The sequence below is a fragment of the Bacillus sp. JJ1127 genome, from assembly GCF_036965845.1.
Lineage (GTDB): Bacteria > Bacillota > Bacilli > Bacillales > Bacillaceae_G > Bacillus_A.
In genome coordinates, this window is record NZ_JBALQK010000106.1 from 1 (window position 1) to 12,401 (window position 12,401).

At 36.1% G+C, this 12,401-nt stretch carries 11 protein-coding genes; 5 read left to right on the forward strand and 6 right to left on the reverse strand.

Translation table 11 applies throughout. The features are described 5' to 3' along the window. Nucleotides 1–595 precede the first annotated feature (595 nt). Genes V7183_RS11870 through V7183_RS11880 form a run of 3 tightly spaced genes read right to left on the reverse strand, consistent with a single transcriptional unit; the run spans nt 596 to nt 1,936 of the window. On the reverse strand, nt 596–1,123 hold the full coding sequence (locus tag V7183_RS11870) for a permease (protein ID WP_335359639.1): 528 nt from the start codon (nt 1,121–1,123) through the stop codon (nt 596–598). Continuing rightward, a complete protein-coding gene (locus tag V7183_RS11875; protein ID WP_335359640.1) occupies nt 1,120–1,602 on the reverse strand; it encodes a hypothetical protein in 483 nt (160 codons plus the stop codon). The genes V7183_RS11870 and V7183_RS11875 overlap by 4 nt, the downstream gene beginning before the upstream one ends. Continuing rightward, nucleotides 1,595–1,936: a PadR family transcriptional regulator gene (locus V7183_RS11880; RefSeq protein WP_242221317.1), complete on the reverse strand. Its 342-nt coding sequence runs from the start codon at nt 1,934–1,936 to the stop codon at nt 1,595–1,597. The genes V7183_RS11875 and V7183_RS11880 overlap by 8 nt, the downstream gene beginning before the upstream one ends. Before the next feature lie 620 nt (nt 1,937–2,556). Here V7183_RS11880 and V7183_RS11885 point away from each other — a divergent pair. The 4 genes from V7183_RS11885 (at nt 2,557) to V7183_RS11900 (ending at nt 8,306) form a co-directional block, all read left to right on the forward strand. Continuing rightward, nucleotides 2,557–6,573: a Pls/PosA family non-ribosomal peptide synthetase gene (locus V7183_RS11885; RefSeq protein ID WP_335359641.1), complete on the forward strand. Its 4,017-nt coding sequence runs from the start codon at nt 2,557–2,559 to the stop codon at nt 6,571–6,573. Between the two features lie 6 nt (nt 6,574–6,579). Then, nucleotides 6,580–7,269, forward strand: coding sequence for a 4'-phosphopantetheinyl transferase family protein (locus V7183_RS11890; protein WP_335359642.1), 690 nt, complete (start codon nt 6,580–6,582; stop codon nt 7,267–7,269). Nucleotides 7,270–7,535: 266 nt separating this feature from the next. Continuing rightward, nucleotides 7,536–7,997, forward strand: coding sequence for a hypothetical protein (locus V7183_RS11895; protein ID WP_335359643.1), 462 nt, complete (start codon nt 7,536–7,538; stop codon nt 7,995–7,997). 15 nt (nt 7,998–8,012) lie between these two features. Beyond that, nucleotides 8,013–8,306 carry a DUF2653 family protein gene (locus tag V7183_RS11900; RefSeq protein ID WP_335359644.1) on the forward strand — a complete coding sequence of 98 codons (294 nt, stop codon included), beginning with the start codon at nt 8,013–8,015 and terminating at the stop codon, nt 8,304–8,306. 171 nt (nt 8,307–8,477) lie between these two features. Here the strand turns inward: V7183_RS11900 and V7183_RS11905 are convergent, their stop codons facing one another. From V7183_RS11905 to ybaK, 3 genes are all read right to left on the reverse strand, one after another. Further along, complete coding sequence (locus tag V7183_RS11905) at nt 8,478–9,641, reverse strand: MFS transporter (RefSeq protein WP_335359645.1); 1,164 nt, start codon at nt 9,639–9,641, stop codon at nt 8,478–8,480. A gap of 92 nt (nt 9,642–9,733) precedes the next feature. After that, nucleotides 9,734–11,026 carry a histidine--tRNA ligase gene (locus V7183_RS11910; RefSeq protein WP_335359646.1) on the reverse strand — a complete coding sequence of 431 codons (1,293 nt, stop codon included), beginning with the start codon at nt 11,024–11,026 and terminating at the stop codon, nt 9,734–9,736. A 238-nt stretch (nt 11,027–11,264) separates the two neighbouring features. Next, nucleotides 11,265–11,738 carry a Cys-tRNA(Pro) deacylase gene (gene ybaK / locus V7183_RS11915; RefSeq protein WP_097897072.1) on the reverse strand — a complete coding sequence of 158 codons (474 nt, stop codon included), beginning with the start codon at nt 11,736–11,738 and terminating at the stop codon, nt 11,265–11,267. A gap of 123 nt (nt 11,739–11,861) precedes the next feature. Between ybaK and rraA the strand changes: the two genes are divergently transcribed. After that, the gene (gene rraA / locus V7183_RS11920) at nt 11,862–12,347 is read left to right on the forward strand and encodes a ribonuclease E activity regulator RraA (protein ID WP_097897073.1); all 486 of its coding nucleotides are present in this window, start codon (nt 11,862–11,864) and stop codon (nt 12,345–12,347) included. The last annotated feature ends 54 nt before the right edge of the window (nt 12,348–12,401 follow it).

Genomic DNA, 12,401 nt, shown 5'->3' on the forward strand with positions numbered 1-12,401 from the left:
TAGCTTGATGGTGATGGGGCTGATCCCCTATTTGGTAAATAAATTAGAATCTAATAATAGAAAAATTTTTACCTATTCGTATATAAGAATTGCCCTTTTTGATTACCGATAACAAAGATTATGGTAACTAAATTTTATAAGAATAACCCCTTACCATTTCAAAGGTAAGGATTTATTCTACTGCTGTTGTTTAGCATAAATGAAGTTATTTCTTTCGTTTTATTTTAGAAACTCCAAATCCAATAGCAACACCAATCATTATACCAAGAGCAAGATTATTAATAAGTAGCCCAAAAGTTGTCCCAAAACACATTCCTATAGATAGATATTCTAATTCCCGTTTTTGCATCACTTTGTTTATTTGTATTCAAGAAGATATATTTCCTTTCTGCAGAATTATGAATTGTAAGTTTACATGACTTATTTATAGTAGGGTAAAGATGAATAACAAATCATTAATTTAACCATATAATAAGATTTTATTTATTTTGTTCATCTATGCTAGTTTATAAGGATTTTTGATCAAATGCTATTTAAAATCTACAGTTACAAAAAAATCTGGGATTGAGGAGTTTAAAGACTTATTGATCTAAATCTAAACTTCTTTCGTTATATCATACTTTAACAATTGTCGATGGTCATAAAATTTTTCAAAAATAACACCCATTAAATAGAAAAATAATAAACCAAAACAAATGTGAATGAGTGTAAATTTAACTCCAAATGAAGCAAATTCATATACAATAACCGGTAATTTTGCAGTTGTCCAAACTCCTAAAAAAAATACAATGTACCGTATGCTTGCTCCTTTTTTTAATAAAAGTGCCGCAATTGGAAAAGCTACGTAAAGGGGGCCAGCTGCAATTCCTCCTAATAATAGGGAAAATAAGGTGCCATAAATGCCAGATTTTTTCCCCATATATCTAATTAGCGTTTCTTTCTCCACCCATTTGTCAAGCAAACCTACGAATACTAAGACAGGAGGGAGTAGAAGCAGCATATCTAAAATGCTTTTTCCTGTTAATTGAAATGCCTTCCATCCCACCGTTTGGTTTATAAGAGTTAGGATAATGAGAACAGATAATAAAATGAAAAAGAAATGATACTTTCTTAATTCATTCATACCATCACCACCCAAATAATATATGAAAATATGAGAGACATTACTACTGCAGATGCATTGCGAGAATAAGCAAAACTTCGTCCAAATATTTTTTGTTCCATAGGTAAAGTTGAGATTCCTACTGACATTAATGTAGACATTAATGCAGCTACTTGAGGAAGACCAGCACCATTTTGGACTAATGTATGTCCAAGAGGAAATACAACAAAGCTTGGAAGTAGTGCAACAGAGCCAATTAATGTCGAATAAACAATACCTATCAATCCAGATTTTTCTCCAATGATTGAAGAAATGAGTGATGGCGTTAATATAGATAGTGACAGTCCAACGAAAAGCATAATTGATAACATGTCAGGTATAATATTACGAAACATTTTCCATGACTTTAATAGAGCGTCTTTTGTTTTATTTCGATCCTTTATAAAAGAAATACTGATAAGAATAATAGCGATAGCGTAAAGAATAACACCATTAATCATGATCAGACTCCTTCCATTCTTTATATTTGTTTAAGAAAAATGATAAATTCTTAATTTTTTCTTCAATATCTATTTGAAAATCTTCTAATTTTCTTTTTCCAACTGTAGTAATTTTGTACATCTTTATCGGCTTATCTTGATCAGTTGTATCCAAATAAGATTCAACAGCACCTTCTTTCTCTAATTTTTTTAGTGTGCGATATATGATGGCACTATCAATTGGATTGATAGGAAGCTCTTCTTCACATTTCTGCAGAAGTTTCCCTCCATAGCAATCTCCCTCTGTTAAAAACAGCAAAAGAAATGCACCTGTATGTCTCCCTGTATGTTTCATAAAATATACAACCTCCTAATTTAAATGTGAAAATTTTTTCGTTAACATAACATTAAAGTTAATACTGTTAATAACATTATACTGTCATTAACAGTAATGTGTTACTGACAGTATAAAATCAATATAATCTCATGTCAATTCTAAAATATACAACATGTTTTTTTATCTTTGTGATAACATGAATTCAATTGCAAATATTACCGGAAAATTGATAAAGTCAACAGAAATGAATGCGATGTCTTCTAGGGGGCTTGCCGCATGCCCGCCAAGCTAACATTTTAAAGTGACCCCATAACGAAAATTTCATCTTTTCATAGGTGTCCATGGGAATTTAGTTCATTTTTTTCGTTTTGGGGAACAATTAATTTCTTAAGTTGATGGATGTGGGGCGATATCCCTTAAAGTATTATTTCTTTATAGTATACATATTTTGGTATGTACATTGTACACAGTTTGGACACATGATTTACATATGTGTGTGCTATATTTCAGGCTAAAGCTGTTTACTCTTGTTCTTTGTATTTTCTGCGTAATAATACTAGAACGAAATTTATATAGCGTACAGTGGAAAAATAATTTGTTATCCAATACATGTTACTGTGGGGAAAGGATTGAATTGTATGAAGTCCATACTAGAAGCATCTACACATACGCATTTTCCTCCTTTCGAATGGAATTACGGTCAAAGAAAACCAGAACTCCTTAAAGAGGAATGTTTACATTATATATTTGAAGAAATTGTAGATCGTTATGAAAGCAGGATAGCTGTTATTTGTGACGATAGGAAGATAACGTATAGAGAGCTAGAAGTAGAGTCGAATAAATTAGCCAGATATTTACGATTGAAAGGAATTAAACGCGGCAGCCGCGTAGCGATTCTTTTAGATCGCTCTATAGAAACTTATATTGCGATGCTGGGTATTATGAAAGCGGGAGCTGCGTATGTACCGCTAGATCCGAGTTATCCAGAAGACCGGGTGCAATATATTGTACAAGACTGCGGCATTGCAGCAGTTATTATGACTGCGGAAATTGCTGCTCGGTTTCATGTAGAATGCTTAGCTGTTCTATTAGATCAAGAAGCGACATTGATTGCAGATCAAGATGGTGAACGCTTATGTAAAGAAGAAGTGCAAGTACAATATGATGATTTGTCTTATATTATTTACACTTCAGGCACGACAGGGCGTCCAAAAGGTGTGTTAATTGAGCATCATACTGCAGCTCATGTTGTGAGAGCTTCACAAACTTTTTATCAAGTTATGCCAGAAGATCGAGTGTACCAAGGATTTACCACTGCATTTGATGCATCTGTTGAGGAAATTTGGATGGCATTTTCAAACGGTGCAGCGCTTGTAGTTGGTACGCGTAAGTTACAGCAAAGTGGAATGGAGTTACCGAAGAGGTTGACAGAGCTTGGTGTAACAGTTCTTTCTTGTGTACCAACATTGCTTACGATGTGGGAAGAAGATATTCCAACACTGCGTTTGTTAATTGTTGGAGGAGAAGAGTGTCCAAGTCATATTGTGCAGCGCTGGTGTCGACCTGGAAGGCGTATGATGAATACGTACGGTCCAACAGAGGCAACAGTAATTGCTACTTATGCAGAATGCGATCCGAACAAACCAGTGACAATTGGAAAACCTCTTCCTAACTATAGCGTTTATATTTTAGATGAACAGATGCATTCCGTTCCTATTGGAGAATCCGGTGAATTATATATTGGAGGTGCCGGATTAGCTCGTGGTTACGTGAACCGAGAAGATTTAACAAAAGAAAAGTTCGTTGATAATCCATTTTGTAAAACACCTTTTGATTCAACGCGTTTATACCGGACAGGAGACTTAGTTCGTTTTAACAAGCAAGGAGATATTGAATTTTTAGGAAGAATTGATAGTCAGGTGAAAATTCGTGGATATCGCGTTGAGCTTAGCGAAATCGAAGCAGTTATCATGGCTGTTCCTCATGTGCGGGGTGCTGTTGTGAATGTACATGAACAAGCACCTGGACTACAAGTATTAGTTGCTTATCTTGTATTGGATGAAGGAGAGACGCCAAATATGTCGGTTATACACAATCGTCTTAAAGAACGGCTTCCGGCATATATGGTACCTTCTTACATTGAGGTGCTTGATGAGCTTCCGACTCTTATAAGCGGAAAGGTTGATCGTAAGAGTTTACCGGCACCAACAGGGCAGCAGCGTTTTCAGAAAGAATATACAGAGCCTAAAAACGAAATGGAAGAAATAATCGCCAAGGCATGGCAAGAAGTTTTCCAGCAAGATAATATTTCTGTTACGGAACATTTCTTTGATGATTTAGGCGGGCATTCCTTATTCGCTGCACTCGTTGTATCAAAACTTCGGGAACATCGCATGATGACAGGTATGGCTGTTTCAGATGTGTATGCACATCCAACAATTGAGCAGCTTGCTGATTTTATACAATCACAATCTAGACCTGAAATAAAGCAACCAGACCGTAAAGAATTACCGCCTGTATCAGACGGTGTATATAAGAAAAATGGGTTTTTGCAGGGAATTAGTATATATGCCCTTACACTTTTAGCATCGTTGCCTTTTGTACTTGTGTATTTACATTTATCTAATAGTCCGTGGGGAGATGAGCAAATTTTCTTAGCTGTAGTTTCTATGTTTGCTATTTATTGCCCGGCTATGATTATTATTTCCATTGTGGCAAAGTGGCTCTTAATTGGTCGTTTTAAAGAGGGAGAGTATCCACTTTGGGGAAGTTATTACTTTCGTTGGTGGCTTGTGCGCCGAATTCAAGCACTTGCACCGGTTAGCTTCTTAACAGGAACACCGTTTTTAAATTGGTATTATCGTCTGATGGGAGCAAAAATCGGAAAAGATTGTTACATTGGCACGCAGCACTTGCATTCGTTTGACTTAATTGAAATCGGAAATGAAAGTAGTATTGGATTAGACGCACAGCTGCTTGGTTACACAGTTGAAGGGAATACACTAAAAATCGGCAAAATTTCAGTGGGAAACAACTGTTATATCGGATCAAATGCTGTTATTTCTCCTAATACAACTGTCCAAGATCACTCGCAATTAGGAGAGCAATCGATGCTTCCTTCTAATATGGTTATACCAACTAATGAGCGTTGGAGCGGCTCTCCTGCAAGGCAAACAAATGTAAAAGATGATCATGTAGAAGCGATGGCAGCTTTTTCAGCAAAACAAAACAGATTGCATCGTTTTGGACTTGGTGTATTGTATATAGTTGGAATCATTATGCTTATGTTAGTTCCGAGTATGAGTTTTTTACCAGCTATTTTTCTAATACGAGGCTTATTTCCATATATGGGAGCTTGGGAGTTGCTTTTAGCACCTATATTTTCGCTTATTGCTGTAGTTACGTTATGTTTTGTAATCGTCTTGCTAAAACGGGTTATACTAGGCCGAGTAAAAGAAGGACAATATTCGTTGCATAGTACATTTTATGTACGAAAATGGTTTGTAGATAAGCTACTCATGATGAGCTTAGCATTCAATAATTCACTGTATGCGACAATTTATGCAGCGCCATTTCTACGTCTACTCGGTGCGAAAATGGGGAAAATGGTTGAAGTTTCTACCGTTACGAATATTGCCCCAGATTTACTAATCGCGGGTGAAGGAAGCTTTATTGCTGATGCTGTTTCTATTGGTACACCAAAAGTATTTCGTAATCAAATTCATATTGCGAAAACAAAGATTGGAAGCCGTACGTTTATTGGAAATAGCGCTCATATTGAAGGAGGAAAAACAATCGGAAATGGTTGTTTAATTGGAGTTATGTCTGTTCCTCCGGAGGAAAAAGAGATTTCTAATGATACATCATGGTTAGGTTCACCATCTATGTTTTTACCAAACCGAGACATTAATACTAATTTTTCGGAAGAGGAAACATATCATCCAACAAGAAGTCTTTATATAAAACGACTTATGATTGAATTTTGTCGCGTTACGCTTCCAGGTGCTTTTGCTATTTGGATTAGTGGCTTTTTAGTGTTTAGCCTCTGGGAGGAAACTCGCTATTTTTCTGCCCTCGAGATCATTGCATTGTTTCCATTGTTAACAATAGGATCGGGTTTACTAGCATCAGGACTAGTTGTTCTTATTAAAAGACTTCTCATTGGTCGTTACGAGCAGACGGCGAAGCCGCTATGGAGCACATTTGTATGGCGTAGTGAATTAGTGACAGCTTTATATGAAAATGTGACTGTTCCTTACTTGTTAAATTTATTTTTAGGGACACCGTTTGCACGGTATATTCTGAGCTGGTTTGGCGTGAAAATGGGAGAAAGAGTATTCTTGGATTCTACACACATATCAGAGTTTGATTTAGTGCATATTGGAGATGGTGCTGCCATTAACTTGAACAGTACGCTGCAGACGCATTTATTTGAGGATCGTGTTATGAAAATGTCCAATCTTGTTATTGGTAATAGCTGTTCAATCGGAAATGGTTCTGTTATTTTATATGATACGGTTATGAATCCGGGATCATCACTTGGAAACCTTTCGCTTGTTATGAAAGGAGAAACCTTACCTGCTTATACACATTGGGAAGGAGCACCTGCTAACTATTGTTATGCCACAGAGAGACAAAGTAAGGAAGTTGGGTGATTTCATATGCTAGAAATATATGCAGTGCATATGGAGAAAGAGACGTTCATCAATTGGGAACATCTTCTTCCCTATATAAGTGAAGAAAGACGTGCAAGAATCTCGCTTCGAAAAACGTATGAAGATATCATGAGAGAAATAGTATGTGATGCACTAGTGCATCACATTGTATATAAAAAATATGGTATGAAAAATAGACTTGAGTGGGGCCGTACTTTATATGGAAAGCCCTATATTCATAATCTGTCTTCATTTCAATTTAGTTTATCTCATGCAGGTGAATGGGTTGTATGCGCAGTGGATACGCAGCCTGTTGGAATAGATATAGAATGTGTGCGGGCAGTGGATTTTCAAGCAATGCAGTATTTGTTTTCATCACAAGAGCAAAAATGGTGGAAGAAAATACCGGAAGACAAACAATTAGAGACTTTTTATCACATTTGGACTGGAAAGGAAAGTTATATAAAAGCGATTGGAACAGGTGTATCTAAAAACTTGTCTTCTTTTACAGTTTCCCTTTCAGAGGGGAGAGTATACGATGAACAATGGGAGGGAATTTGGTTTATAAAACAAATTCCCTTCCACCAAGAGTATATTCTCTCAGTATGTACAAGAGGAAAGGATTTTTCTAAGAACGTTCAATATACTACTATGAAACATTTAATCGAGGAAAGACTTTATCGTTCTAGTTATTAATGAAGAGTTTTTTCATCTCGATCTAGCGGGTGGTAAGTTCCATCAGTGGGAGATGAAAAAATTCTTCACTGACGGAAGTTTCACTTTATGACAATCATAGTGGAAAATGCAGAAGAACTGTTCTAGTTTTGGTTGTTTTATCTTAAAAAACATAGTGTTAATAAGGACTTTCAACTGTAGCTATCTCTTGTACAAAATACGTGCAAGAAATAGAAAAGTTAATTATACTAGTGCTACATTTCATTTTTTATGAAAGAGGGATTCAGATGAATATGAGTAAGAAAATTTTCACATTAATGTTAGCTTTCACTCTGTTTGCCTTACCAACATTTGCACAGGCAAAAACCTATAGTGGCGGTAAATCGTCAGTTTCATCCCATTCTAGTAGCGGAGGATTCAGCACGAAAGGGTCGACTTCTGGTAGTCATCGTTCTTCAGATGGGACATATCATTCTGGCTATAAATCTTCGTCATCAAATGTGCAATCGAAGAAACCAGCTTCTGTAGATCGTACACCACAGTCACAGCCAGCTCCTAAGAAATCTAGCTTTTGGGGCCATGCGGCATCATTTGGGGCAGGAGCTTTACTAGGTAGTATGCTACATCCATTTGGAAATCATGGAGTTGGTGGAGTAGGCGGAAGCTTTTTTTCTAGTGGTTTGTTAATAGATATTGTCATCCTTTTAGGAATTGTTTGGGTTCTGCGACGTATTTTCGCAAGACGTTAAGAAGGAGAGAGAACGATGAAGATTTTCTTTATTGAACAGGATGTAGTTGATGCGGTTTGTGTACATGCAGCAGCTATCCACGCGTATCGTCCGGAGCAAATTGATGTTGATTTGCAGTTTCATCCGAATAAAGGATTTGGCGCCAGTGCTCGTTTGCCGTATCGAACTGTAGAGTTTGGTGAACAGGAATTAATTGATGCAATTGCATTTTACCTACGTGAATATCACAATTTTATTCCGGAGAGTTTGCGCATTGACTTACAATTTCATGAGCAAACAGGATTTGCAGCGGATATAGAGGTAGCATAAAGAAGAAAACAATTTAAAATAGAAGAAAACCGATTCTTATGTATTTAAAGAATCGGTTTTTTGATTTTTATTCGGTTTCTTAATTCAGTAGCATGTAGCTTATTAAAATAGTAAATTCATTTCTTTAAGAACTATAGAAACAACTTTATTATTCGTGAACACGTTCTGAGGTCATATATCTGTTGAAAAAGCTGATTTTTTGGGGGCTTCTTGTACCTTTTGGGTACTAAGCACAAAACTTACGATTGCTGCAACGCTACAAACATATGGAAGTAAAGAATATCCCCAATTAGATATGACATAACCTCCAATCATTGAGCCCATGGTGATACCAATATACAGAGCTGTATTATTCCATGCCATCACAATTCCTCGTTCTTTTGGATATTCCACCGCTAATCGTGCTTGGTATGATGTAAATCCTGCATACCCAACCAAAGCCCATATAAAAAGAAAGAAATAAACCCAATCACCAGAGGAGAAGAATATTCCTAAACAAATGAGTGTTAGAATTAAGGAAATTAGCGTAGCCTTCGAAATTTTTCTTTCTCCAAATTTATCTGTTAATTGTCCACTTGTAAGGCTTCCTAAAACAGCACCGACACCATAAAAAGTAACAGCTAATGCGATTTCTGATGATGAGAATCTATTTTCGGAGTAAAGAGCTGCACCTAAATAAACATAAAGGGTATACATTGAGATCGCCCAAATGGTAGTAACACTTACAGAGCCAAGTATTCTTAGCAGATTTCCTTCTAATAGGTTTCTTGTTAAATCACTTTTAAGAGTGGATTCCCATGTTTTGAAATTCACTACCGCCAATATTGCTCCTATGATCGCCATTACAACAAATACTGATCGCCAACCAAGAAAATACTCTAATAACGTACCGAATGGCGCTCCTGCCCAAAGAGCCGTTAAGTGTCCTGAGACAACAATCGAAAGCCATGTTCCTCTTCGATTTGGTGGCGCAATATCTCCAATGATTGCGTATATCATAGGAGTGATTGAAGCAACGGACAAACCAGCTAAAATACGGCTAACAATTAGCCATAAAAATGAAGGAGCAAAAGCAGTTAGTGCGTTAGAAATAGCAAACATCAATAAACCAAATGTAATAAATGTTCTTCGTCCTTTTTTATCTGAAAGCCATCCAAATAAAGGAGCTGAAAAAGCATATGTAACCGCAAAAACAGTTACCATCCATCCAGTCGTCGTTGGACTAACTGTATATGCTTTAGAAATGAATGGTAACAATGGAGATACCACAAACAAGTCAGTCCCCATTAGAAACAAAGTCATCCAACCAATGCTTAAACTTACCCTCCCTTGCAACTCCAAACACCCCCCCATATAAAATTATTTTCACATGTATATTCTCTAGGGGGCATAAAAAGGACTTCATGTAAGTGAAAGGGTAGTTTTGATTATAAATAATCTCTTAGAGTCCCATTTTCGATACAGGAGAGAGGAATCTTTTTCTCTACACCTTCTTTCATATTACGTAAAACAATGGTTTCCGTAGAGATTTCGGTTTCACCAATAATAAGTACGTAAGGAATCTTTTCTTTATTTGCGTAATTAAGAGCTCGTTTCAGCTTGCGGCCAGCAAGTTCAAGTTCAATTTTAAGAGTATGATTCGAACGTAATTGCTGGGCGATTTGTAAACACTTCGTTTCCGTTCCAATTGGAATAATGAAAATATCAGCAGAATTAGAATTTGTTTCTTTTTGCACAAGCGCAGTGTAAATAACATCTAGACCAAAGGAAATACCTACTGTTGGATAAGGTGTATTATCATTACGAAAGGCTCCAATTATATTATCATAACGTCCGCCACTACCAATACTTGAAGAAATACTGCCATCTGTTAAGAAAATTTCATAAATTGTACCCGTATACATTGTAAGACCTCGCGCTAAGAATGGATTGAAACTAGTATTGTTTTTGATGCCAAGTGCGAGTAAATATTGTTGTAATTGCTTGAGTTCATTGATACCCTCTGTAACAAGTGAATTTGAGAACATTTCTTTAAATTCATTCAGGTCTAGCGTCAGGCAAGACTCAATCGTATTACAAATAATTTCTATCATTTCTTTTACGATTCCGCGACTTTGTAAGTCTTTTCGTATACCGTCAATTCCAATCTTTTCAATTTTATCTAATGATAAAATGACATCATTTGTTAAGGCATCTGGAATTTCAATTGATTTCAGAATACCTGTTAATAACTTACGATTATTATATTGAATCGTAACATCTAAGTTTAAAGTTTGAAAAAGATCAAAAGCCATGCCCATTAATTCAGCTTCAGCGATAACAGATTCTACCCCAACTATATCAACGTCACATTGGATAAACTCGCGGAACCTACCTTGTTTAATTGGACCGTCACGGAATACTTTGCCAATTTCATATCGTTTAAAGGGAAGGCGAATATCCGGATTCATTGCTACAACTTTTGCAAAGGGAATTGTTAAATCATAACGAAGTGCGAGTTCGCGGTTTCCTTGGTCACGTAGTGTATACATTTCTTTTAAAATCTCGGAACCACCGCCATATTTGTAAGCCATAAGTTCATACATATTTAGTGTAGGCGTTTCAAGTGGTTTACAGCCATAGCGCTCAAAAGTCTCTTCACAAGCTCGTTTAATTGTATTTCGCAATATTTGTTCTGACGGTAAATAATCTTTTGTTCCTTTTACATTTCTTATATCCATTTGAATCACTCCTTTTTAAATTAAAAAAAGCTATGCAGGTATAAAAATACCCACATAGCTTTATAGATGCTTCGTGGGTCAACAGGAAAAGCCCTGTACCCACGAAGAAAAAATTCTTCGGATACACGGCGTTATGTATGATGATGAAGTTGGAAAGAAGTATTAAAATAAAACATATGCAATCTCTCCTTGAGTTTTTTTAAAATTATAACAAATGTTTTTTTGAATATCAATATTTTTATAATGTAATTGTAGCAGTAGTAGCTCTTGTTACTTCAATTAAATCTTTGCCGGATATAAAAATTTGTAATCCTCTTTTACCAGCACTAATACTGATTGGATTAAGATTAGCTGCTGATTCATCAATATATAATGGATAGTTCTTTTTCGCGCCTAGCGGCGAGACACCACCGCGAATGTAACCTGTAAGCCCTAGTATTTCTTTCATGTGAACCATTTCAACTTTTTTATTTTGACTTGCGGATGCTAATGCTTTTAAATTCAATTCTTTATGGGCAGGAACACACGCCATAATAACACCTGTCTTATCGCCTCGAAGGACCAGTGTTTTAAAAACTTGTTCTAATTGCAGATCAACCTGCTCTGCGACATGCTTAGCATTTAAATTTTCTTCATCCCATTCGTATTCATGGACGGAGTACTTAGTTTTATGCTTATCAAGTAGACGACAAGCGTTTGTTTTGCTACTCATATAGTACACTTCCTTATATGTATTTCGTCTTATTTAGTATACAAAATTTTATAGCATAAGACAGGGGAAATGCAAAAATACAAGAATATGTAACATATAATGTAAAAGAAGAGAGGGAGAAAGATGTGGAAAACAGCAGATCTTTGTGATGTTTTTGAAAATGAGGTACAAGTATGTCAGCAAGCGTTTCAGTCATACGGCAAGAAGGAGCAATTTTATGGGAAAATTGCAACAGTTAAAGTGAAAGATGATAATGTATTAGTGAAAGAAGCGTTGCAATCGTTGCCGGAAGGAACTGTATTAGTAGTTGATGGAGAGGGTTCTACGAATTGTGCGTTACTTGGAGATAATTTGGCAAACATTGCAGAAGAACGAAATTTAGCAGGGGTTATTATATATGGATGTGTTCGTGATTCTAAGGAACTGCGGAACATTAATATTGGTATATTGGCATTAGGAACAATGCCAAAGAGAAGTAGAAAAGAGGGAAAAGGAGAGGCAGAAATCCCTTTACAATTTGGAGCAATTGAGTGGATTCCTAATCAATATGTGTATGCGGATGAAGATGGTGTTATTGTATGTGAAAAACGTATTCACGATAACCTGTAGTGGGCGCATAGTATATATACATCAATTAAAAAACGACATAAAATCCCTCTTTTT